Here is a 23,445-nt window from a genome sequence, read left to right as displayed (position 1 = left end):
CTACATATTCTCGGCGCGCCAGGCTTCGACTTCCGCTTCCACTTCGGCACGATCCCACTCGTTGGCTGGTTCGATGAGAGATGGATCGAGGAATTCCTCGTTGGCGAATACCTCGTCGATCACGCCGAATTTCTGCATCGCGGGCTGGATGTTCTGCCAGATGTCAGTTTGCAGATCGCCGAGATTCTCGGTCACCGAAACATTCAGCCGGATCGCGTTGTCGAGATATTGCTGGCCGAACTCGGGATCTTCCCACTCTTCCGGCACCGCCTCGCGGGCAATCGCTGCCACCACTTCCGGATCGACCTCGGCGACATACATCGCCTTCGACCATGCCCGCAGATAGCCTTGGATCGCCTCACGCTTGGCTTCGTCTGCTTCACCGGAAATGACGAACGTGTTGCCGGGCTTTGCCGATACTTCCTCCGGCGTGATCAGTTTGATCGGTATGCCGTTGGCCTGGATCGCGAGCCAGTCCGGTCCCGATCCGGCGATGGCAGCGACCGTCTGATCCCGGAACGCCGCAGCAAGCGTCGGGCCCGCTTCGCCCACCACCACGCTGGTGACGTCGTTTTCGGTCAAGCCGCGCGCATCGAGCGCTATCTTCAGCGTCACCAGATCGCGGTCGGACACGAGACCGACCGTTTCGCCCTCGAGTTCGGCGACGTCCGTGATGGCGCTCTCACCGGAAATGGCGATGCCATCGGGCGCCTGCTGCATGACCTCGTAGACGACGCGCACGTCGGCACCCGCAGCTTTTGCCTGCAGCACTTCGGCCGGGTCGAGCATGGCGATGTCGGCCTGACCGTTGCGGATGAAGCTCACGAACGGGATCGGCGTCGTCGATGGCAGCAAATTGACGCTGACACCCTCCTCCTCGAAATAACCCAACGCCTCGCCGACGATCAGCGGGAAATAGTTGGCTGAACGCTGCTTCGGCATGATGGCGTTGATCTGGGTGACGTCCTGCGCCACCGCCGTTCCGCCGATGATCATCGCCGTTGCGGCGAGAAGGCTCATCTTTACTGCACGTCCCATGGTTTCTCCTCCGGTTTTCAGTTGTTGTCGTTCAAAAGCTGCGCCCAGCGCTGCTGGCGCTTGCGGCTCACCTGGTTCCTGCGCGCCTCCCTGCGCCAGAAGACCACCTGCACGTCGAGCAATTCGATGATGGTGAAGAGCAAAAGCCCGAGCAGCGACATGCTGAGCAGAGCCGCGATCGCCGAGCCCATGTCGAGCGAGAAGGCGAAGCGCTGCATCAAAACGCCGATCCCAGCCGTCCCTTGCGAGAATTCCGAGACGACCGCGCCGACGAGCGCCGTGGTAATCGCGATTTTGAAGCCCGCGAAAATGAGGGGCAGCGCTTCCGGCACCTGCAGCTTGAAGAAGCGCTGCAGCCGCGTTGCACCCAGCGATTGGAACATCTCGTCCATCTCGCGATCGACCCGCGTTAGGCCGATCAGCGCGTTCACGAATACCGGGAAAAACGAGACGATCGCGCCGAGGGCGATCTTGGAGCTGTATCCGAAGCCGAACCAGGCGATGATGATGGGCGTCAGCGCCAGCCCCGGCGTGACGTTCAATATGACCGCATAGGGCGAAACGTAGCGCCGGAAGCGCCTGCTCAATGTCGAGCCGACCGCTATCGCGATGCCGACACCCGCTGCGATGAGGAATCCGGCAAAGGCTTCGTAGAAGGTGATCAGGAAATGGCCGTAGATCTGCCGGTTCGTCACGTAGAGGTCGACGATGCCGCGCGCGATGTCGGTCGGTGTCGGCAGCAGGATGGTATCGATGAGTCCGAGCGCCGAGGCGCTTTCCCAGACGATGATGATGACGGCGAAAACGGCCAGATGCTTGGCGATGGCGACGCCGATAGTGAGGCCTCTGAAGCCCCGGGCCGCTTGCGTTTCGGGTTGGGATTCGATCGAGGCAGCGCTCATGCGTAGGCCTCCTTGACGAGACCTTTCCACTTGGCAGCGCGCACACGGCCCATCACTTCCGTCCGGTCGCGGTCGGTCCAGAAGACGATGTAGCGGTCGAGCGCCTCCATGGAGCGGAAGATCAGATAGCCAAGGCCGGTCAGCGTGAAGACGCAGACAAAGGCGGACGCCATGTTCAGCGTGCCGGTATATTGCGCAAGCAGAACGCCGATGCCTTCATTGGCCGAAATGAACTCCGCCACCAACGCGCCGCCGAGAGCCGATGCCATGGCGAGGCGAAGGCCGGCCATGATTTCCGGAAGCGCATCGGGCAGCATGAGTTTCGTGAAGGTCTGCCAGCGGCTCGCACGCATCGAGCGCATCATCGCAAGCTCCTCGTCGTCGACGCTGGCCATACCGTTCAGCGTGTTGACGAAGGGAGCGAAGAAGCAAACCAGCATCACGATGACGGTCTTCGACGTCCAACCGAAGCCGAATGCGGCGATGACGATCGGGCCGATGGCGATGCGGGGCGTCGCCTCAAGGATGATGATGTAGGGCTTCAAATAGCGGCGTACCCGATCGAACATGCCGACAACCAGCGCCAGCCCAATCCCGAGCGCGGAGCCGGCGACGAACCCGACGGCGACCTCCGTCATCGTCATCCCGAGATGCCACCAGATATTGGCCTGAGTGATGTAGAGCCGATAGAACGAAACGACGATATCGCTGGGCAAGGGAAAGAACAGCGGGTCGAGCAGCCCTCCGCGCGCGGCAAGCTCCCATAGCCCCATCAGCGCCAGAAAGATCGCGGCATGGGTGGCGACGACGCCGATCCCGGCCTTGCGGTCGTCGCTCGGCAACTGGTCGACATTGGTCGTCGCTGGATCGACCATCAATGACCTCCCAGCACAGAACGGACGCGGGCAACCAATTGGTTGAATTCGGTCGTCAGTTGCAGCGCGGGCTGTCGGGGTCGGTCGAACGGCACGTCGATGATTTCGGCAAGGCGGCCGGGTCGCGGCGTCATCACGAAAACGCGGTCCGCCAGAAAGATCGCCTCGCCGATATTGTGAGTAACGAACAGCGTGGTCGCGCCGACTTCGCCAACAATCCGCATCAGTTCGACGTTGAGATGTTCGCGCGTGAACTCGTCGAGCGCGCCGAACGGTTCGTCGAGAAGCAGGATGTCCGCGCCCGTCTGCAGCAAGCGGGCAAGAGCGACGCGCTGCTGCATTCCACCCGACAATTGCTGGGGAAACGAGAACGCGAAATCCTTCAAGCCTGCGAGTTTCAACAGGCCAAGCGCGCGACGGCGGTCGTCATCGGTAACGGTGCCTGCAATTTCGCTCGGCAGCAGCACGTTTTCGACCGCCGTGCGCCATTCCAGCAGCGTCGGCTTTTGGAACATCATGGCGACATCGCGGCGCGGCGCAGTGGTTTCCTGGCCGTGCACCTTGAGCGAGCCGCCGGACTTGTCGATCAAGCCTGCAATGATGCGCAGCAGAGTCGACTTGCCACAGCCGGACGGGCCTACCAGAGAGATGAATTCGCCGGGGCGGATGTCGAAGGAGGCATCCTCCAGCGCGACGACCCGGCCGCCACCAAAGGTCTTGGTGACGTGGTCGGCGGATATGACTGCGGCCGCCTGCGGGCTTCCGGAAGGCACATCCGACCTTCCATGAAGGCCTGATATCGTCGATGCAATTGCCGTCACGCGATCCTCCCGATCGATTGTTCTTGCGCCGATCCGGCCGTTTCCTCACGGCACTGACCGACGTTGCGGCATCCTCTCAGATACCGAGCAGGTTCGAGCGCACGCGAATGAGGTGCGCACGGATCTCCTCTTCGGCCTGCTGGGCATCGCGCCGCCGCAGGGCGGTGACGATGCGCTCGTGCTCGGCCTGATAATGGGCACGCCGTTCATCGGTGAGGCTGCGACGCTTCAGGTCACCCCATTCGCCCTGCTCGCGCGCCTGGGTGATGAGCCCGTAGGCGGCGACGATCAGGGGATTGCGGGCGGCTTCGGCGATCGCCTCGTGAAGTGCCGCGTCCCAATGCTCGAAATCTTCCATGAGTTCGGCGGAACCACCGCGCTCGACGCATTCCTGGAACCTTGCGAAATCGGACGCCGTGCCGTTGGCGACGACGAGATGCGCCATCTGCGGTTCGAACGCCAACCGCGCCTCCATCACCTGCGCGGGGCTCGATGCGATGTCGTTCGTGCGCGCCACTCTTTTCGGCTGGCTGTCTGCCACGAAGGTCCCGCTGCCCGGCGCCCTGACCACACGACCCTCCCCTTCCAGAACCGCAAGGGCGTTTCGCACCGCGGTGCGCGTCACCGAAAGCGTTTCGCACAGCGCACGCTCCGTCGGCAGACGGACGCCCGGTCCGAACCGACCTGCCTCGATGCCTTCCAAAATATAGTCCCGCACACCGTGGTTTGCGCGCTGCATGGATCGTTCCTTGTTGCCAAATTGGTAGACCAGATGGATAAATATTGTCAACCAATAATGGATGTGGTTGACAATATGGTTCGCCGAGGCGATGAACGACGGACCATTTCGAGGAGATCCATATCATGAAGCTCGCATCCGTGACCTATAAGGGAAGCCGTCGCCTGGCCGTCGTTCTGGATGGAGGCGAGCGCTTCGGACTGCTGGACCCGCGCCACACGGACCTGATCGCCTTGATCGAAACCGGAACTGCGGTCGACGCAGATTCCGATCTGGTCGACACGGTTAAACGCGGCGAGATCGAGCTTCTCGCTCCGATCCCTCAGCCGCGCCGCAACATCATGTGCGTCGGCAAGAACTACAGCGAGCATGCAAAGGAATTCGCGCGCAGCGGCTACGAAGCGGGCGCTGTCGCTGGCAAGGACATCGATGACCATCCGGCGCTCTTCTCCAAGCTGCCAAGCAGCGTCATCGCGCCAAATGCAGCGATCGAACTGCATCCGTCCATCACCCAGAAGGTGGATTACGAGGCGGAGCTTGCGGTCATCATCGGCAAGGGCGGCCGCGGCATCAGCAAGGAAGATGCCTACGGGCATATCTGGGGCTACACGATCGTCAACGACGTGACGGCGCGCGATCTGCAGAAGAACCACAAGCAGTGGTTTCTGGGCAAATCGCTCGACACCTTCGCACCGATGGGCCCCTACGTCGTGACCGCGGACGAGATCGATCCGGAAAACACGACGGTGCAGTGCCATGTGAACGGCGAATTGCGCCAGAACGCCAACACGCGCGATCTCATCTTCGACATCCCGACCTTGATCGCCACGCTGTCGGCCGGGATCACGCTGCAGCCGGGCGACATCATTGCCACGGGCACGCCTGCCGGTGTCGGCATCGGCCTCGATCCACCGGTGTTCCTGAAGAGCGGCGACATCATCGCCGTGACGATCAGCGGCATCGGCACGCTCGAAAATCGCTGCGCCTGACGCCTGGGAGGACTTTGCACACATGACCGAGCTTGCCCTGACCGTCGCCTGCACCTCGTCCGACCGAACACGCCCCGTGCTGGACGGGCGCGTGAAGATCGAGGGCGTCGATGCACAGTTCACCACGGGCGAGCCGGAGGATCTTTTCCGCCAGGCAGTGCGCGAGCAGACCTTCGACGTCACCGAGCTGTCGATGGGCAGCCACATGGTGACGACGGCCAGGGGCGACAGCCACTATATCGGTATACCGGTCTTCCCCTCCCGCGCCTTTCGCCATTCGGGCGTGTTCATCCGAAGCGGTGCCGGTATCGAACGGCCGGAGGACCTGGCCGGTCGGCGGATCGGATTGCCGGAGTACCAGCAGACCGCAGCATTATGGGTACGCGGCATCCTGTCCGACCAGTACGGCGTGAAACCCGAAGACGTCGAATGGGTCATCGGCAGCCAGGAAGAGGCCGGCGGGACCGAGAGAACCCCGATCACGCTGCCGGACCGCATCCGGCTGAAGCGGATCGCGACTGATGAAACGTTGAGTGGACTGCTCGCCAGCGGCAACATAGACGCCATCATCACCCCGCGCCCACCAAGCGGCTATTTGCGGGGCGATGGGTCCGTAAAAAGGCTCTTTCCCGACTTCAAAGCGGCGGAAATCGCGTATCACCGGGCGACTGGCTTCTTCCCGATCATGCATTGCATTGCATTGCGTCGAAGCCTTGCCGATGCGCACCCCTGGCTGCCGAAGGCACTGTTCGATGCGTTTTCGGCAGCCAAACAGTCGGCGATGGACGACCTTCAGAAGATCAACTTCCTGCGCATCTCTCTGCCCTGGGTCGCCGCCCATTTCGAGGAAACGTCGCGCCTTTTGGGCGACGATTATTGGGCCTATGGCTTTCGCCGCAACGAAAAGGAAGTCGAGGCGATGTTGCGTTATGCTCGCGAAGACGGGCTGATCACCAACGCGATCGCGCCCTCCGATCTCTTCCATTCAAGCCTGCTTGACACCTAGGCTCATCGTCTAAGCCTCGATCAGAGGCTCCGAACGTCATGAGCAGCTCGTCGAAAAGCTCAAATCTTGCCCAGATCGCGATAGCTGTCGTGCAGCGCCCAGTCGGCGGGGCTGAAGCGGTCGGCGGCGAAATTGTGTTGGTGCCAATAAGGGTAAAGGTATGGCGGGCGGCTGACCTGGTTCAGGCGTTCAAGTTCGGCGGCACTCAGTTCCACCGATGCTGCCGCGATGTTTTGCTGGAACTGCTCCGGCGTCAGTCCGCCGGTCACGAGCGTCGCGATGCCCGGGCGCGACAGCGTCCATGCCAGCGACACCTGAGCGGCGGTCAGCGATCGCTCTTCTGCAATCTCATTGAGAACGTCGACGATGGCCCAGAGACGCTCTTGGTCGCGGATGGGCGGCTCGGACCAGCCCGCCGCCTGGCGTGAATCCTGCGGGAACGTATCGCGGGTGAACGCGCCCGACAGGAGACCCGCTGCGAGCGGCGACCAGATCATGATGCCGACGCCCTGGTCGACCGCGATCGGCAAAAGCTCGTATTCCGCCTCGCGGGCCTCCAGCGTGTAGTGGATCTGCTGGGCCGCGAACCGCGGGAGGCGGTCGCGTTCGGCGATGCCGAGCGCCTTCATCAACTGCCAGCCGGCATAGTTCGAACAGCCGGCATAGCGGATCTTGCCCTGCGCCTGCAGAGTTTCGAACGCTGCGAGCGTCTCTTCGAGCGGCGTCAGCCCGTCCCATTCATGCATCAGATAAAGATCGATACGGTCCGTGCGCAGGCGCTTTAGGCTGCGTTCGCACTCGCGGATGATGTGATAGCGCGAAGCGCCCTCGTCATTGATCCCGTCGCCGATCTTCATGCGCGCCTTGGAGCAGATTAGCACCTCGTCGCGCTTGCCCTCCAGCACCTCGCCCAGGATCTCTTCGGAGCGGCCGAGTGAATACATGTTGGCGGTGTCGAAGAGATTGATGCCACCGTCGATGCAGGTGTCGACTAGACGACGCGCTTCCGCGACGCCCTGATTGGCGACCATGGCAAAGTCACCTTTGCCGCCGAAGGAGAACGTCCCCATCGCGATGGCGGAAACCTTCAGGCCCGAGCGGCCGAGCGTGCGATACTGCATGTGTTGTTTCCTATTTGGCCGCTGGAACGGCTGCTTCGACGATGCGCAGAAACGCCAGTTGGCCGGGGTCGTCGAGTTCAGCGCTCTTCTCAGCAAACATCCGGGCGCGGCCGAGCTTGCAGGGCTTGCCCTTGAAGTCCTGCAGCGTCTGGCGGGCGGCTGCGACGGCCGTCTCGCCCATCTCGGCGGCGTCTGCGCCCTCGATCGCTTTTGCACACGCATCGAGGCTGTCGAGCACCGACTTGGCGCCGAGCTCGCCCTTGCCGCGCGCCATCATTGCGTCCCGCGCCGCAGCGACCAGCGCCGGGATCGCGGAGGCTTCGAGGCTTTCCGAGCCCTTCGTGCTTTTTGCAGCCGCCATGAAGCCGGTGGCGACGAGCGTGCCGTAGGAGGAGGACGACACGCGCTGGAAGGCTTTCGAGCATTCCAGGAATGCCATGCCGAGATCGTTGGGAAGGTCAGCCTCCGCCGCCGCAGCGAAGCCCTTGGAGACCGTGATGCCGAGATCGCCATCGCCGAGCTGGCCGTCGGCGGCATTGAGTTCGGCCGCAGCGGTCGCGGCACCTTCAGCCACCCGCTGCAGGGCCGCTTTGAGACTCGCGCCGTCGAGTGTCGCCATGATCTTCGCCCTCACCCGACGCGCCAATAGGCGCAGGCCGCCGGCGCATGGAGGTAGCGTTCGAGCTCTTCATCCAGAGCGATGGTCGTGATGGTCGCGCCGGTCATCTCCATGGAGGTCGCGTAGCGCCCGACGAGCGGCATGACGATCTCGGCACCGATGTCGTCGAAGCGCTGCTTCACCTTGCGGTACATGATGTAGAGCTCTTCGAGCGGCGTCGCGCCGAGCGAATTGACGAGGACGGAGAGCCGGTCGCCCTTCGAGAAGGGACGGTCGGCAAGGATCCGGTCGATCATCTCGTCGACGATCTGGTCGGCCGGACGCAGCGCATCGCGCCAGATGCCCGGTTCGCCATGGATGCCCATGCCCATTTCCATCTCGTTCTCGCCGAGCTCGAAATTGGCCTTGCCGGCCTGCGGCACGATGCAGGGCGTCAGCGCCATGCCGATCGAGCGGCAGGCATCGGCCGCCTTCTGCGCCACGCGCGTGACCTCGTCGAGATCGGCCTTGGTATCGGCGCAGGCGCCGGCGATCTTGAACGCATAGATCATACCGGCGACACCGCGGCGCTTTTCCGCTTCGTCCTTGCCGGCCGAGACGATGTCGTCGGCCAGAAGCACGGTGGTCGTGCGGATGTCGTTTTCCATGTCGACCATCTCGCCGGCCATGTCGAAGTTCATGACGTCGCCGCCGTAGTTTCCGTAAAGCCGCAGGACACCGGCGCCGCCATCGGCATGACGGATGGCGCTCGCCATCTGCTCGGCAGAGGGGCTCGCGAACACGTCGCCAACGGCGCAGGCGTCGAGGAAGCCGGGACCGACATAGCCGGTGAAGACCGGAAGATGGCCCGATCCGCCACCGCTCACGATGCCGACCTTGCCGGTTGTGGCACCTTCCGGCCGCGCGATCACGCGCCGCTCCGGCTGGGCGTAAAACTCGGGATGCGCGGCGACGAAGCCCTCCAGCATCTCGTCCACATAGTCGGCCGGGTTGTTCAGAATCTTCTTCATAGTTTGGGCTCCTTCCCGAATTTCAAACCGCAGCCTGTGCCAGGCGCTCGCGGCGCTTGGCCAGCCGATCGATGACGATCGGCAGACCGGTACCGATGATGATGAGGGCGCCGACGACGACGCGTTGCCAATAGGACGGCACGCCCGCGCTGAGCAGAGACGTGTTGATCATCGTGATCAAAAGCGCGCCAAGCAGGGTGCCTGTGACCGTGCCGTGACCACCGGTGATCCGCGCGCCGCCGAGCACGACGGCAGCGATGACGTTCAGTTCCATGCCGACGAGATCGAACGGGTTGGCCATGCGCGACAGTGTCATGTGGGTCATGCCGGCGAGGCCGGCGATCGCACCGACGATCACGTAGATGAGCACCTTGGTGCGGCCGACCTTGATGCCGATCCGTCGTGCCCCCTCTTCCGATCCGCCGATCGCGTAGATCGCGCGGCCGAACTTGGTGAGGTTCATGATGACGGCGACGAAGGCGGTGACGCCGACAAGGACGACGAAGGACAGTGGCAGCGAGGCGAGCTGACCCACCGCGTTCTCCATACGCACGATCATCGTGCGCGCAAACGAGATGACGTTGCGCGGGACGTTGGTGATGTAAGTCGTGCCGACGAATGTCAGAAGCGCGCCGCGAAACAGGCTGAGCGTGCCAAGCGTGACGATCAGCGTCGGCAGGCCGAGCCCGCCGATCAGAATGCCGTTGACGAGGCCGAGTGACGCGCCGATGGCGGCACTGACGACGAACAGCGCGACGATCGGCACGTCGAAATCGACGCCGAGAACCATCGACATGGTCGTGTACATGGCGAAGGCGGCAATCGCAGGAAACGACACGTCGATGCCGCCCGAGGCGAGCACCATCATGACGCCGAGCGCAAAGATCGCGGTCACCAGCGAATTGCGCAACAGATCGATGACCGTCGCGAGCGACAGGAAATTGGGGTTGATGAAGCCGACGACGAGCGCAAACAGCAAGGCTGCGATCAGCACCACGCCTTGAGGCGACATGAACATGCGTGTGGCGGCATTCATCGTGCCGGTGCCTCCTCGGTCACGGCAAGCGACAGCCGTTCCTCGTCAATCTCGTCGGCCTTGAACTCACCCGTGATCCGTCCGCGTACCATGACGAGTATACGGTCGGAAAGCGCCAGCGCCTCGCCGAGATCGTCGGTGACGACGAGTACAGCGGTGCCGCTCTTGCGCAGATCCAGCAATATTTCGTGGATCTCGCGCTTGGAGCCGATGTCGACACCGACCGTCGGACCGTTGAGGATCATCAGTTCGGGATTGCGTTCCATCCAGCGTGCAAGGACCACGCGCTGCTGGTTGCCGCCGGACAGGGTCGCCACCGAAGGTTCGATGCCGGGCGTCTTGATGCGCAAGCGCTTGACCGCCTCGCGCGCCCGCTCGCGCAATGCCGAGCGATCCACGATTCCCGACTGCTTCAGGGACGCCACCGAGATGTTGTCGCCGATCGGCTGGTCGAGAAACAATCCCTCCGTCAGGCGATCTTCGGGCACATAGGCGATCCCCGCGTCCATTGCTTCCAGTGGTTCGCGGAAGCGGCGGACAATGCCCTTGAATTCGATCGCACCTTCGTCCGGCTCGATCTGCCCGAAGAGAGACAGAGCCAGTTCCGTTCGCCCGGACCCGAGCAGGCCGACAAGCGCAACGATCTCGCCCGGCGCGATCGAAAGATCGACATTGGAGTAGACGCCGTGCCGTGTCAGGCCGCGTGTCGCCATGATCGGCGCTGCTGAAGGCGCGAGCTCACGCGGAAGACGATGGGTCTCTATATCGCGGCCGGTCATATCGCGGCCGAGGCGATCGGCGTCGAATTCGTCTGCATTGCCTTGCGAGACGACTCGTCCGTCGCGCAGCACGGTGATCGTGTCGCAGAAGGCGAATATCTCTTCGGTCTTGTGGCTGACGAACAGGAACGCGACGCCATCCTTCTTCAGCGCTTCGATGATACCCTGCAGGCGCTTCACTTCGCTGCGCGTCAAGGCGGTGGTCGGCTCGTCCATGACGATGATGCGCGCGTCGTTGGCGAGCGCGCGCGCGATCGCGATCAATTGCTTGGAGGCGACGGGCAGGAACTCGACCGGCAGCGCGGGATCGATTTCGACGCCCATGCGCTTCAGCGTGTCGGCTGCGATCTGCCGGTCACTGCCCCGCCGGTGCCAGCGATCACCACGCGCAACGCTGCGCAGGAATGCGATGTTCTCGGCGACGGTGAGATTAGGGAAGAGCGAGAAATCCTGATAGATGACCGACAGCCCTGCGTTGATGGCAGCAGTCGGGTCATTGGACAGATCGTGTCCGGCGATGCGGACCGTCCCGGCGTCCTTCGGCACCACGCCCGACATGATCTTGATCAGCGTCGACTTGCCGGATCCGTTTTCGCCCGCAAGGCAGCGCACTTCGCCCGCCTGCAAGGTCAGCGCCACATCGGCGAGCACCTGAACGGGGCCATAGGCTTTGTGAATGCCGTCGATCTGAAGAACGGGGTCGGACATCGGGGCTCCGAGTCAGATTGATGGTACGGGGCCGCCACGGATGCGGCAGCCCCGTGTTGTCCTCTTAGAAGTCGTATTCGTCCAGGTTGTCGGCCGTAACGTCGACCCATGCCTGACCGTAGACGACCTTACCGTCGACACGCACTTCGTTGTAACCATCGACGCCGAGGTCGTCACCGGTTGCAACCGTTTCGCCGTTCAAAGCCTTTTCTGCCAAAACGTTCATGGCATAGCCGGCGAGTGCCGGGTCCCAGAACGAAATGAGATCGATTTCGCCCGTTTCGACGTAAGGTCCGGCAACAGACGCAAGGCTGGTACCGACGATCGAAACCTGGTCGGACAGACCAGCTTCCTCGACTGCGAGTGCTGCGCCGACCACATCTTCACCGGCGGAGCCCTGCATTCCCTTGATGTCGGGGTAGGTGCGCAGCAATTCGCGCATCTTCTGGTAGGCAGTCTGCTGCTGTTCTGCAGACTCCTGCTTGCCGCCGACGAGCGTCATGTTCGGATAGTTTTCTTCCTGGTAGGCAATCGCCGCGTCGACCCACTCGTTGTGGGTCACCGACGTCAGATAGCCGACGAATACGGCGTATTCGCCCTCGCCGCCCATCTGGGTCGCCAGTGCTTCCATCAGATGCTCGCCATAGGCTGCGTTGTCGAAGGCTTCGAGATCGTAAGTCACGTTCTCCAGCGTTGCGCCTTCGTGGCCGATGACGACGATGTCGTTCTCGAGCGCACGGGCCAGGACGGGCTCGAGCGCCTGTGGCGAGTTCGGCACCACAGTGATGGCATCGACGCCGCGTGCGATCAGATCCTCGATGAGCTGGACCTGAAGGGCTGCGTCAGCCGTTGCCGCGCCGACCTGCGTGGCATTGTTGCCGGTCGCCTCGGCATACTGCTGCACGCCTTCTTCCATGCGATTGAACCATGCGATGCCCGACAGCTTCACGACGGTGACGATCTCGCGGGTGTCCTGCGCGTTGGCAGTGATCGCAACACCACCGGCGAGAACGGAAACGGCTGCCGCTCCCATCAGCATCTTCTTCAAACCAAACGCCATGTTCACTCTCCCTGTTGTAGCCTTTCGGGAAGGCCGTTCCCCACTCATGCCCTGCGCTCGGCGTGCATGAAGCTCCGCGTCGCCTCGTAGAGGCCACGATATGTCTTGAACCCGTGGCCATAGAGCGGCGCCAAGGCGCGATCCGCATCGATATGCCCGGCGGGTGGGTTCCACGTGTCGATGTCGCCCTCGCTTGCCGCGCCCGTGCCGATCGCAGCAAGAAAGGCGCTGCCATAGCTCGCTCCGAAGCTTTCCCGGCGCAGCGTCTGCGCGCTGCCGGAAATATCTGAAACAGCCTGAAGCCAGACGGTGTTGCGCACGCCGCCGCCGACCGCAGTGATAGTGGAAGGCGCATTGCCGGTCTCGCCGTATGTTTCCAGCACGTGCCGCACGCCATAGGCGATCCCCTCGAGCACCGCGCGGTAGATGTCGCCGCGCTCATGCGTGAGATCGAGCCCGAAGATCATGCCCTTGGCGTGCGGGTCATGGATCGGCGTGCGTTCGCCCGAGAAATAGGGCAGTACGAAAAGGCCATTGGCTCCTGCCGGCGTCGCCGCTGCCTCTTCTGCCAGCTTTCGCATCGCGTCTTCTGGAGGCAATTCACGGGCAAAGCGATCGCGGAACCAATGCGTCAGCGTTCCGCTCGTCGCCAGGCCGGACATGATGGCGTGGCGGCCGGCAAAGAGCCATGGCGCATACCACAGACGGGCGTCCTGCGACGGCTTGTCGGTGACCATGATGATGAAAATGGTGGAGCCATACATCAGCATCATCTCGCCGGGGCGTGAAACACCGACACTCAAAGCCTCGGCAGCCGCATCGATGGTTCCCGCAATGACGGGCGTGCCTTCGGCCAGACCGGTCTCCTCGGCAGCCCATTGCGTGACATGGCCGGCGATATCCGAAGACCACAGGAGACGCGGCAGGCGGTCACGCTCGACGATGCCGTCCATGAGATCGTCGGCCCAGTCATTGGTCGAGACGTCGTAGAGCGGCGAAAAGCTTGCCGCCGAATAATGGTCGAGCACGCGCTCTCCGGTCAGCCGCTCGACGAGGAAGGTGGAGGAATTCACGAAGCCTGCGGCCTTTTCGTAGATCTCCGGCCGATTGCGCTTCAGCCACAGGATCTTCGGCCCCACGGACTGGGACGTCAGACCGTTGCCGGTGCGCCGCAACAGCGTCTCTTCCCCTATTTTTGCGGTGAGATCTTCGATTTCGGCATGGGCACGCGTGTCGACGCCGTAAAGCACGGCGTTCATCAACGGCGCGCCTTTTTCATCCACCGGCAGCATGCAAGGGCCGATGCCGCTTGCTCCAACGCCGGCAATCGCCGATGCGGGGAGCCCGGACGCCGCGATCACCTCGCGGGCGATGTCGCGAAACTCCTGCCACCAATTCACCTCGGCATCGTGCTCGGCCCAGCCGGCGCGCGGCACGATCATACGGTGCGCGCGACGCGCCGACGCCAGGATCGCGCCCTCGTCCGATACGACGACGCCTTTGGTCTCGAAGGTCCCGATATCGATCCCGAGGAAGGCGCGGCTCATGTATAGCTGTCCCTGTCCAGATCGAAGCCGGTTCCCATGCGGGTGATGGCGCCCGTGACGAGCGCGGTCAGACCCTCGAGATCACGCATGTCGCAAACTTCGAGCGAGGTATGCGTGTAGCGGCTGGGGAAGCATAGATCGACGCAGGCGACGCCCTCGCCGACCAGCTGAACGTAGGAGGAATCGGTCAGCGCGCCGACATGGGCGGTGTGCTGCAGCGGGATGCCGTCTTCGCTGGCGGTGCGCTGCACCGCGTCGACAACCGCCGGATGCGGGATCGTGCCGTTGAGCGTGCCGCGTCCATGGAACGAGTAATGCGAAATCGCAGGGCCGGCGCCCATATGCACTTCGCCGCGATGGGCCATGTCCGGCGTATCCGACGTCAGAGCGAGATCCAGCTGGATCGCGATGTCGGGTCGCAGCGCCTGCGCTGCCACCATTGCGCCACGCAGGTTGAATTCTTCCAGGACGGCGAAGACGAAATGAACCGTCGGGCGCGACGCTTCCTTCTTCAGCCGGCGTGCGGCTTCCACGATGACGGCGCAGCCGGCCCGGTCGTCCACCGACGTGCCGGCAACGCGATGCTCGCCGAGATCGAAGACGTTGGGTTCGTAAACGACCGCCGTACCGATCTCGATGCCGAGCTTGCGCACGGCGTCGGCGCTTTCCGCACCGATATCAATGAAGAGTTCGGCGTAGGGCGTGACCTTGTACTTCTCTTCCGGCGGGGTGGCGTGGTGGCTCTTGTTGGCGATGATCCCCTTCACGTCGCGGCCTTCGCCGACGCACAGAAGCACGCTCTGTGCCGGCAGCGCCTTTTCGGGGATGCCTCCAAGCCGCTCGACGCGGATCAGGCCGCTGGCCTCGATCTTGCGCACCACAAAGCCCAACTGGTCGGTGTGAGCAAACAGCATCACGCTCGGCGCGCCCTCGTCGCCATCGAGGGTCGCGATCAGGTTGCCGAGCGTATCGGTGCGACAGTCGAAGCCTTCCTTCTCCATCAGGTCACGCAGATGGCGGCGCACCCGGTCCTCATGGCCGGAAAGGCCGGGGATGAGCATCAGGTCGTGGAGGTCTTTGCGCAATTGCTGGGTCATGTCTGCCGTCTTGAGATGAGCGCCCTGAAATCGCCCAACCGGCCTTCCGCGATGACGCGGATCGACATGATGGCAATGAGCAGGCCGCCGAAGAAAAGGTCGCGGGTGAAGGCCGTGAAGGCGAGGAAGTTGAGGCCGGACGAAATGAGCTGCAGGGTGATTACCGCAAGCACGACACCCATGGTCGACCCGACGCCGCCGAACGGGCTGACACCGGCGAGGATGTTGATGAGGATGACCAGCAGCAGGTAGGACGCACCGTAGTCCGCGGTCGCTGAATTGGCGCGCGCCAGGATCACCAGACCGGCGATGGAGGCGATGACGCCGGCGGTCGCGTAGATCTTGATGACGAGCTTGCGCTCCTGGATGCCGACGAAGCGCGCCGCGAGCGGATTTGCGCCATAGAGCCTGGCCCGTATGCCGGTTGCGGACAAGCGCAGGAACAGACCCATACAGATCGCGACGATGGTGAAGACGATCAGCGGCACCGGAAGGAACCCGCCGATCGACCAGGTTCCCCAGGCGCTGTACCAGGCCGGCAGGCCGGTGATCGATGGCCCGCCGGTGATGACGATCGCGATGCCGCCGAAGAGTTGCAGCGTCCCGAGCGTCGCCAGGATCGGCGGTAGCCGCAGATAGGCGATGAGGCAGCCGTTTAATACCCCGCAAGCGAGACCGGTGAGAAGCGCGGCCGGGATAGCCAGCAAGGCGTATCCAGGCCCGGCGCCGAGGAGCAGAGCAGCGACGATCGATGCCAGATTGGCAATGGCGACCACCGAAAGATCGATGCCGCCGGTGATCATCGCCGGGAGCAGTCCGAGCGCCAGAAGACCGAATTCCGGAAACTGCGACCCCATCGAATTGATGTTGGCGCGCGACAGGAAGTTCGGTGCGTAAAAGGTCAGCGTCACGAAGATCGCCAGCGCGAGCACGCCCAGGCCGATCGTGTATTGGGTCGTCGTGTCGCGCCTGGCATTCATGCCATCAATCTCCTCGAGCGGCCTTGGCAAGCCGCATGAACTCGGCGGCCCGTGCGGCATCGACGGCCTTCCACGTATCGCCGTCCACTTTCAGAGATGATCCTACGATGCAGCCATCGGCAACCTTGAAAACGTCGGCGATGGTCGAATGCTTGACCCCGGTGTTGGCAAGGACCGGGGTATCGGGAAGAACCTTCTTAACCGCGACGAGGTCGGCCATCTCGGCTGCCTCCCCGGTGATGGCTCCCGATACGAGGATCGCGTCGGGTATCGACGAGAAGACCGCGGAGCGTGCACGGTCGGACAGGTCGCGGCGATCGAGCGAATAGGCGAATTCGGCCGAGACATTGGCGAGCATCACCAAGTCCGACCGGTCCAGGCGATCGCGGTAGCGCATGGCCTTGCCGGCATTCGGCGTCCAGGGTCCCATGTCGGACGCATAGGTGCCCGTCAGGATTTCGCGCATGAAGGATGCACCGGTTGCGGTCGCGAGCGCGACGGATGCCATCGGGTCCCATAGGACGTTCACGCCGAACGGCTTCTGGATATCCTTGCGCAACTGGCCGATCACGAAGGCCATCGTTGCGGTCGAGGCGGTGTCGACCTCGAGTTCGTAGGGCCGGTCGTTCTCATTGCCGAACATCACGGCATCGACATCGGCATCCTGCAGCGCCTTGAGATCGCGGCGTGCGGCCTCGACAATCGCCTCGACCCCGCCTTCGGCGTCGTAAAGCGGCGTCCCCGGCATGGGGGCCAGGTGCACCATGGCGATGACGGGCTTGGTGCCGCCGAAAAGCGCGCTGAACTTTTTCATGTTTTTGTTTTTCCTTCTTTGCCCGGACCGGGGCCGCATAGTTCCACTCGGGTCGCCGCGCCTGCATAAGACTGGGCGACGGCGCCTGAGTGGCGGTCAGTGATGAACAGGTCGATGGCGCCCCAGGCGCACACCTCCGCCGGCTCGCGCCGATCGAGTTTGGTATGGTCGGCGATCAGCACCGTGCGCTTTGCATTTGCGATGGCCGCACGCTTCACGCGCGCCTCTTCGATGGTGACGTTCGACACGCCGCTGCCGTCCACCGCGTCGGCGGAGAGGAAGAAGATGTCGGCCGTTGGCTGGGCCGCGATCGCGGCTGCGGTCTCATCGCCGACGATGCTGAAATAGCCGTTGCGCAACGTACCGCCGGCAATGACAACCTCGGTATCGCCGGTGGCGGCGATTTCGGCTGCCTTGATGTCGGTCGCGGTCATCCTGATGGACTTGCCTGCGAGTAGCCGTGCAAGCGCCAGCGCCGTGGTACCGGAATCGAGCGTCACCCGCATGCCGTTTTCCACGTGGCGCGCGGCAGCCTGGGCAATGGTGCTTTTCGCCGATTGCTGCCGGCGAAGCTTCTCCATGAAGAGCGGCTCCTGCCCCGCTGCCCGGTCGGACGCGGTCACGCCGCCATGAGTGCGCACGGCGATGCCCGCGCGCGCAAGAAAATCCAGGTCACGACGAACCGTCGGCCCCGATACCGCGAATGTCTCGATGAGTTCGTCGACGCTAATATGGCCACGCAGCGCGATGAGATCCGCCATCTTGCGATGACGTTCCTGCGGAAACCTTATCTCCCGTCCGCGCTCGTTCTCCATGGCATGATCATTAGTGATTGTTTTGGGGTCGGTCAATCGGTCGGCCTGTGGACGATGGAAACGCGATCTCGGAGAAACAATCGGTGACTTGACAGCGAGGTCTAAGTTGAGAGATCAGTGGTCAGACCACAGTATGGCCACTGGGAGGGGCTTATCTGCGATGTCCACGATGCTTGCCGAGAACAGCGACGTCTCGGGTGCCGAAAAGGTGTTCGGCTTCTTCCGCGACGCGTTGATCGATGGCTCGCTGAAGCCCGGCGAGCGGCTGCTCGGCGAGCGTGAACTCTCGCTGTCGCTTGGCATCTCCCGTCCACTCCTGCGCGAAGCGCTGCGTTCGCTCGCGATGCTCGGCTTTCTCGATATCCGCCACGGCAAGGGCGCCTATGTGCGCCAGGCAGATATCACCGTGCTCTCGGATTTCTTCACCTTCAGCCTCGCCCAGCAGCCCGACATTCTCGACGACGTCATGCAGGCGCGTGTCGCGATCGAGTGCCAGGCCATCCGGCTTGCCTGTGCCCGCGCGACGGAAAGCGATCTCAAGGGTATCGGCTCTAAACTCACCCGGCTGATGGACACGCTGCACGACCCCGTTGAAGGCGCCGCCGCCGATTTCGCGTTCCACCAAGCGATCGTCGAGGCGGGCCATAGCGAGGCGTTGACCACGCTCTACGGCGCGATCGGCGAATTGCTGCGTCGAAGCCACGTGCAGCGACGTGAAGTGACGATCTCGGAGCCGGGCATCGTCGATTACCTGGTCGAGGCACATCGGGAGGTGTTCCTTTCGATCGTCGACAGGAACGCGGATGCGGCCGACCGCAAGCTCAGGGACCATTTCTCGATCGGCGACGAATTCCGTCGCCGGAGCCTCATCTCGGCCTTCACCAGGAGGCCGCAGATCTAAGTAACTGGCCTACTCAACCAGCATGAACGAATGGGAGGATTTTCAACATGCTACACAAGTCCATCATCAACCTTTTGACCGGCGCGGCCATCGCGCTGACCTTAACCGGTGCGGCATCGGCCGCCGAACTGCGCTATGCGCATGTGGGCGCCGAGGGTGACATCCAGACGATCTTCGCGACGCAGGCAGCCGAAGGCATTGCCGCCGCCACCAACGACGAAGTCACCCTGACGGTCTACCCGGCCAGCCAGTTGGGCGGCGTCGCCGAGATGGTCGACGGCGTCCGGATGGGGTCGATCTCCATGGGTCACCACGACTTCGCGTCGCTCGCACGCCTCGTTCCCGAAGTCGCCGTGTTCAACGCGCCTTTCATCTACCGCGACGGCGCCCATGCGCTCGCTGCAACCGACCCTGACACGTCACCGGCGCTGCAGGCCATCAACGAGCAGCTCATTGCGCAGGGTGTACGCATCATCGGCCGCATCTATCGCGGCGATCGCCACATCTCGTCCAATTTCGAGGTCAAGTCCCCGGAAGATCTGGCAGGCAAGCCGTTCCGCGCCGTGCCGCTCGAGCTTTGGGTCTCGATGGTCAAAGGGTTCGGCGCCATTCCGACGCCGGTTGAAGTGGCCGAGCTGCCGACCGCGCTGATGACGGGCGTCGTCGTCGGCCAGGAAAACCCGCTGACGATGATCACTTCCAACAACCTCAACGAGGTTCAGTCACACGTTTCGATGACCGGACACATGCGGGCCGTGCTCGCCGTCTTCGTCAACGAGGAAGTCTGGCAGGGACTGACCGAAGAGCAGCGCACTGCCATCACCACGGTGCTCGACGAGGAAGCGGAAAAGTCTCTGCAGATGGCGACGGAAGGCGAAGCTGAACTCGTCGAGGAGCTCAAGGGCCGCGGCATGACCGTCATCACGGAAGCTGAAGGTCTGGATCTCGCCGCCTTCGAAGAAGGCGTGAGTGCTCAGATCGCTCAGGACTTCCCGACCTTCACACCGCTCATCGAGCAGATTCAGGCTGTCGAATAACCGCCTGATCTTCATCCATTCCAAACGTGCCTGGCGGCGACCTGCCGCCGGGCACATGATGGAGCACGACCCATGCGTCTTCCCGAACGTATCCTGACCGTCTTCGTGGTCATCATCATGGCCGGCCTCGTGCTTGTTCCGACGGCACAGGTGATCATGCGCGGCGTCTTCGTCCTGCCGTTCATCGGTGCTGAAGAGTTCACCCGCTTCCTGCTGATCTGCCTGATCTTCTGCGCCTACCCGCTCGTCGTGGAGCACGGCGAGAACATTGTCATGGGCGAGTTCAAGGCAGCACTTCCGGATCGGCCGAAGCGCATGCTGAACTTGCTGATCTCCCTCAGCGCCTTAGCGGCGACAGGCTTCATGGGTTACGTCACGGCGACCAACATATCGCGCAACCTTGCGAATGCGACGCCGACGCTCGGCATTCCGTTCTGGATTTTCCTTGGCGCAGCGTTCTTCGGTTTCGCCGGAGCCGCCATCGTTCACCTTTTGCACCTGCGCAAACCGCCGCAGGCTGACACCAACATCGCGGTCTGATCATCATGGGTTTTGTCGTCGTCGTCGCCTTCCTGGCGCTTTTCATGATGGGCTTCCCGGTGGTCTACGCCGTGCTGCTCCCTTCGATCGCCTATGTGTTGATCGAAGGACTGCCGCTCGGGCTCTTGGCGCAGCGCGTCACCTATGCGCTCGACTCCTTTCCGCTGGTCGCCGTGCCGCTCTTCATCTTTGTCGGCAATCTGATGAACCTTTCGGGGATCACGGACCGCATCTTCCGTTTCGCCTACACCGTCGTTGGACGCATCCCTGGAGGACTGGCCCAGGTCAATGTCTTCGGCAGCCTCATCTTTTCGGGCATGTCAGGCGCAGCGCTCGCCGATATCGGTGGCCTCGGACGCATCGAGATCGATGCCATGAAGAAGCGCGGCTTCAATCCGGCTTTCGCGGGTGCCGTCACAGCAGCGTCTGCGACGCTCGGGCCGATATTTCCGCCCTCGATCCCGCTTATCGTCTACGGCTCGGTAACGAGCGTTTCGATCGTGCAATTGCTCGTTGCGGGGATCATGCCTGCAATCGCCTGCACATTCTTGCTCATGCTGACGGTGCTCATCGTCGCAATTCGGCACAAGCACCCGAGGGCCGAACGCTGGCCGACCTTTGTCGAAATCATCAAGAGCCTGCTGCCCGCCCTGCCTGCCATCATCGCACCCGCTCTGATGATCGCCGGTATGACCTACGGTGCCTTCACACCGACGGAAGCTGCCGCGATGACAGCGGTCTACGTCATTCTCATCAGCACCTTCGTCTATCGCGAACTGACGCTCCAGCATTTGTGGGACTCGGCCATTCTGACGGCGCGTAGTTCCTCCGCCATTCTCATCATCGTGGCGGCTGCGGCACTCTTTGGCTGGATCCTCGCCGTCGAGCAGATTCCGCAGACCTTTGCGGCGGCACTTTTGACGCTGTCGAGCGATCCCCTGATGCTGCTCATCATCGCCAATTTGATCTTCTTCGTCGCGGGGATGTTCCTCGATTCCACGACGGCGACGCTGCTTCTCGTTCCCATCATTGCGCCGCCGCTCGTCATGGCAGGCGTGGATCCCGTCCAGCTCGGCATCGTGACCATCTTCAACCTGATGCTCGGGCTTTTGACACCACCGATGGGCCTGTCGCTTTTCCTCGTCGCCGACATCGCCAAGGTGTCGATCCGACAGCTGCTCAAAGCCCTGCTGCCCTTCTACATTCCACTGCTGACCACGCTTGCGATCCTAACCTTCGCCAAGGATTTCACGCTGTGGCTGCCCCGCATGATCGCTCAGTAACTCCGGAGATCTTCCCAACAATGCGCATCGTCATCGGTTCCGACCACGCCGGCTTCCCGCTCAAGGCAACCATCATCGAACACATCAAGTCGCTTGGACATGACGTCCACGACGCCGGCTCCTACGATCCAGAACCGGTCGATTTCCCCGATATCGCCAAAACCGTCACCTCCTCCATCATCGAGGGCAAGGCCGAGCGCGGCCTGATGGTGTGCGGCACCGGCGTTGGCGCGTCGATCGCGGCGAACAAGGTGAAGGGCATTCGGGCAGCCGTCTGCCACGACATCCATTCGGCGCATCAGTCGGTCGAGCACGACGACGTCAACGTCATGTGCATCGGCGCCCAGATCGTTGGCGCCTGGCTCGCCAAGGATCTCGTGACCTCTTACCTCGAAGCCGAGTTCTCGACGGATGAAGACTTTCGCCGCCGGGTGCGCAAGCTTGCCGAAATGGACGGCGAACGCTGATCGTCAACGCGTTGGAGGGGCCTGTCTGGTGCCGGCCTTTCCAACGCTGAGCGGAATTGAGCTCAGCACCGGCAGCAGCTAGGATCGATTTCGTTCTTGGCGCTCGGGTGACGATGACCAACGCAATTTCGCCCACGCTCTCGTTTTCCTCCAGACCAAAGCGCGTCATGGTTCTTGGCGCCACCGGCACGATCGGCCAGGCTACCGTGCCGGCACTGGTCGCTTCCGGTCACGACGTCGTCTGCTTCCTTCGCCGCCCTGCCCAAACCCGCGACCTGCCGACACCGACAAAGGCGTCGGCAGCACTGCGTGGGGCAAGCCTGCGCTTCGGCGACGTGACCGATGCCCGGTCCATCGAGCAGGTTGGATTTGCCGGGGAGCGGTTCGACGCGGTCGTCTCCTGCATTGCGTCGCGGACCGGCGTTCCGAGAGACGCGTGGGCGATTGACCACAAGGCCAACGCCGATGCCCTGGCCGCCGGACAGAAATCCGGCATCTCGCATTTCGTGCTTCTGTCGGCGATCTGCGTGCAGAAGCCGCTGCTCGCGTTCCAGCAGGCGAAACTCGCCTTCGAAACGCAGCTCATGCAATCCGATGTGACCTATTCGATCGTCCGACCGACCGCGTTCTTCAAATCCTTGTCCGGACAGATCGATCGGCTGAGAAAGGGCAAGCCCTTCCTCGTCTTCGGCGATGGCACGCTGACCGCCTGCAAGCCGATCAGCGATGGCGATCTCGGGGCCTACCTTGCGCAGTGCCTCGACGACGAAAGCCTCCATAACCGTATGCTGCCGATCGGCGGGCCGGGCGACGCCGTAACGCCGAAGCAGCAGGGCGAGCATCTCTTCAGGCTGCTCGGCAAGGAACCGAAGTTCAGCCACGTGCCGGTGGCGCTGCTCGATGCGATCATCAAGACACTGAGCGTATCCGGGCGCGTCCTCCCCTCACTTGCAGACAAAGCCGAGTTGGCCCGCATCGGGCGCTATTACGCGACGGAATCGATGCTCGTGCTCGATCCCGAAAGCGGGCGCTACGATGCCGCGATGACGCCCTCGACTGGGTCTGAAACTCTGTTCGACTTTTATGCGCGGGTCATCCGGGGCGACGTATCGGTCGACCGCGGCGATCACGCCGTTTTCTGACGGCCATCGACCTCAGCCGGGCGAGAAGAGTGGAAAGCTGACGCCCAGCGACCACGCCAATATCAGGCCGAGCCCGATGCCGGATGCGACCGGAGACATGGTGCGGCGGCCCACCCACC

General features: G+C 62.8%; 24 protein-coding genes. 8 read left to right on the top strand and 16 right to left on the bottom strand.

Features of this window, described 5'->3' with window-relative positions:
* The 5 genes from GC125_RS00820 to GC125_RS00800 form a co-directional block, all read right to left on the bottom strand.
* Entirely contained in the window at positions 1-1,038 is a 1,038-nt protein-coding gene (locus GC125_RS00820) for an ABC transporter substrate-binding protein (protein WP_151983301.1), read from the bottom strand.
* 17 nt (positions 1,039-1,055) lie between these two features.
* Entirely contained in the window at positions 1,056-1,940 is an 885-nt protein-coding gene (locus GC125_RS00815; RefSeq protein WP_151983300.1) for an ABC transporter permease, read from the bottom strand.
* Positions 1,937-2,815: an ABC transporter permease gene (locus GC125_RS00810; protein WP_151983299.1), complete on the bottom strand. Its 879-nt coding sequence runs from the start codon at positions 2,813-2,815 to the stop codon at positions 1,937-1,939. The genes GC125_RS00815 and GC125_RS00810 overlap by 4 nt, the downstream gene beginning before the upstream one ends.
* The gene (locus GC125_RS00805; protein ID WP_286165311.1) at positions 2,815-3,588 is read right to left on the bottom strand and encodes an ABC transporter ATP-binding protein; all 774 of its coding nucleotides are present in this window, start codon (positions 3,586-3,588) and stop codon (positions 2,815-2,817) included. The genes GC125_RS00810 and GC125_RS00805 overlap by 1 nt, the downstream gene beginning before the upstream one ends.
* Positions 3,589-3,712: 124 nt before the next feature.
* A complete protein-coding gene (locus GC125_RS00800; RefSeq protein WP_151983298.1) occupies positions 3,713-4,375 on the bottom strand; it encodes a FadR/GntR family transcriptional regulator in 663 nt (220 codons plus the stop codon).
* Positions 4,376-4,500: 125 nt separating this feature from the next.
* On the opposite strand from GC125_RS00800, the gene GC125_RS00795 reads away from it, so the two are divergent.
* Together GC125_RS00795 and GC125_RS00790 are read left to right on the top strand one after the other, a co-directional pair.
* Positions 4,501-5,364, top strand: a complete 864-nt coding sequence (locus GC125_RS00795; protein ID WP_151983297.1) for a fumarylacetoacetate hydrolase family protein — start codon at positions 4,501-4,503, stop codon at positions 5,362-5,364.
* A gap of 22 nt (positions 5,365-5,386) precedes the next feature.
* The gene (locus GC125_RS00790) at positions 5,387-6,370 is read left to right on the top strand and encodes an ABC transporter substrate-binding protein (protein ID WP_151983296.1); all 984 of its coding nucleotides are present in this window, start codon (positions 5,387-5,389) and stop codon (positions 6,368-6,370) included.
* Positions 6,371-6,429: 59 nt separating this feature from the next.
* Here GC125_RS00790 and GC125_RS00785 read toward each other — a convergent pair whose 3' ends face one another.
* From GC125_RS00785 to GC125_RS00735, 11 genes are all read right to left on the bottom strand, one after another.
* Positions 6,430-7,491: an aldo/keto reductase gene (locus GC125_RS00785; protein WP_151983295.1), complete on the bottom strand. Its 1,062-nt coding sequence runs from the start codon at positions 7,489-7,491 to the stop codon at positions 6,430-6,432.
* Between the two features lie 10 nt (positions 7,492-7,501).
* Complete coding sequence (locus tag GC125_RS00780; RefSeq protein ID WP_151983294.1) at positions 7,502-8,110, bottom strand: DAK2 domain-containing protein; 609 nt, start codon at positions 8,108-8,110, stop codon at positions 7,502-7,504.
* 11 nt (positions 8,111-8,121) lie between these two features.
* The gene (locus tag GC125_RS00775; protein WP_151983293.1) at positions 8,122-9,120 is read right to left on the bottom strand and encodes a dihydroxyacetone kinase subunit DhaK; all 999 of its coding nucleotides are present in this window, start codon (positions 9,118-9,120) and stop codon (positions 8,122-8,124) included.
* Positions 9,121-9,142: 22 nt separating this feature from the next.
* Positions 9,143-10,156 carry an ABC transporter permease gene (locus GC125_RS00770; protein WP_151983292.1) on the bottom strand — a complete coding sequence of 338 codons (1,014 nt, stop codon included), beginning with the start codon at positions 10,154-10,156 and terminating at the stop codon, positions 9,143-9,145.
* On the bottom strand, positions 10,153-11,643 hold the full coding sequence (locus GC125_RS00765) for a sugar ABC transporter ATP-binding protein (RefSeq protein WP_151983291.1): 1,491 nt from the start codon (positions 11,641-11,643) through the stop codon (positions 10,153-10,155). Before GC125_RS00765 ends, GC125_RS00770 begins: the two co-directional genes overlap by 4 nt.
* 64 nt (positions 11,644-11,707) lie before the next feature.
* Positions 11,708-12,703, bottom strand: coding sequence for an autoinducer 2 ABC transporter substrate-binding protein (locus GC125_RS00760; protein WP_286165310.1), 996 nt, complete (start codon positions 12,701-12,703; stop codon positions 11,708-11,710).
* A 44-nt stretch (positions 12,704-12,747) separates the two neighbouring features.
* Positions 12,748-14,250, bottom strand: coding sequence for an FGGY-family carbohydrate kinase (locus tag GC125_RS00755; protein WP_151983290.1), 1,503 nt, complete (start codon positions 14,248-14,250; stop codon positions 12,748-12,750).
* Positions 14,247-15,347 (bottom strand): M42 family metallopeptidase, encoded by a 1,101-nt coding sequence (locus GC125_RS00750; RefSeq protein ID WP_151983289.1) that lies wholly within the window; start codon positions 15,345-15,347, stop codon positions 14,247-14,249. Before GC125_RS00750 ends, GC125_RS00755 begins: the two co-directional genes overlap by 4 nt.
* Complete coding sequence (locus tag GC125_RS00745) at positions 15,344-16,327, bottom strand: ABC transporter permease (protein ID WP_151983288.1); 984 nt, start codon at positions 16,325-16,327, stop codon at positions 15,344-15,346. Before GC125_RS00745 ends, GC125_RS00750 begins: the two co-directional genes overlap by 4 nt.
* Before the next feature lie 4 nt (positions 16,328-16,331).
* Complete coding sequence (locus GC125_RS00740) at positions 16,332-17,141, bottom strand: BtpA/SgcQ family protein (RefSeq protein WP_151983287.1); 810 nt, start codon at positions 17,139-17,141, stop codon at positions 16,332-16,334.
* Positions 17,138-17,956 carry a DeoR/GlpR family DNA-binding transcription regulator gene (locus tag GC125_RS00735; RefSeq protein ID WP_151983286.1) on the bottom strand — a complete coding sequence of 273 codons (819 nt, stop codon included), beginning with the start codon at positions 17,954-17,956 and terminating at the stop codon, positions 17,138-17,140. Before GC125_RS00735 ends, GC125_RS00740 begins: the two co-directional genes overlap by 4 nt.
* Positions 17,957-18,116: 160 nt before the next feature.
* Here GC125_RS00735 and GC125_RS00730 point away from each other — a divergent pair, with 160 nt between their 5' ends.
* The 6 genes from GC125_RS00730 to GC125_RS00705 all read left to right on the top strand — a co-directional run bounded on the left by GC125_RS00730 (position 18,117) and on the right by GC125_RS00705 (position 23,326).
* Entirely contained in the window at positions 18,117-18,857 is a 741-nt protein-coding gene (locus tag GC125_RS00730) for a FadR/GntR family transcriptional regulator (protein ID WP_151983285.1), read from the top strand.
* 38 nt (positions 18,858-18,895) lie between these two features.
* On the top strand, positions 18,896-19,894 hold the full coding sequence (locus tag GC125_RS00725) for a TRAP transporter substrate-binding protein (RefSeq protein WP_502706024.1): 999 nt from the start codon (positions 18,896-18,898) through the stop codon (positions 19,892-19,894).
* Positions 19,895-19,966: 72 nt separating this feature from the next.
* A complete protein-coding gene (locus GC125_RS00720; protein ID WP_151983283.1) occupies positions 19,967-20,434 on the top strand; it encodes a TRAP transporter small permease in 468 nt (155 codons plus the stop codon).
* A gap of 5 nt (positions 20,435-20,439) precedes the next feature.
* Positions 20,440-21,717 (top strand): TRAP transporter large permease, encoded by a 1,278-nt coding sequence (locus GC125_RS00715; RefSeq protein WP_151983282.1) that lies wholly within the window; start codon positions 20,440-20,442, stop codon positions 21,715-21,717.
* Between the two features lie 20 nt (positions 21,718-21,737).
* Positions 21,738-22,184, top strand: coding sequence for a ribose 5-phosphate isomerase B (rpiB, locus tag GC125_RS00710; RefSeq protein ID WP_151983281.1), 447 nt, complete (start codon positions 21,738-21,740; stop codon positions 22,182-22,184).
* Between the two features lie 113 nt (positions 22,185-22,297).
* Positions 22,298-23,326 carry an NAD(P)H-binding protein gene (locus tag GC125_RS00705; protein ID WP_151983280.1) on the top strand — a complete coding sequence of 343 codons (1,029 nt, stop codon included), beginning with the start codon at positions 22,298-22,300 and terminating at the stop codon, positions 23,324-23,326.
* Positions 23,327-23,445 lie beyond the last annotated feature (119 nt).

This window comes from Rhizobium sp. EC-SD404 (genome assembly GCF_902498825.1).
Taxonomy (GTDB): Bacteria; Pseudomonadota; Alphaproteobacteria; order Rhizobiales; family Rhizobiaceae; genus Georhizobium.
This window is presented reverse-complemented; position numbering and strand designations above follow the sequence as displayed.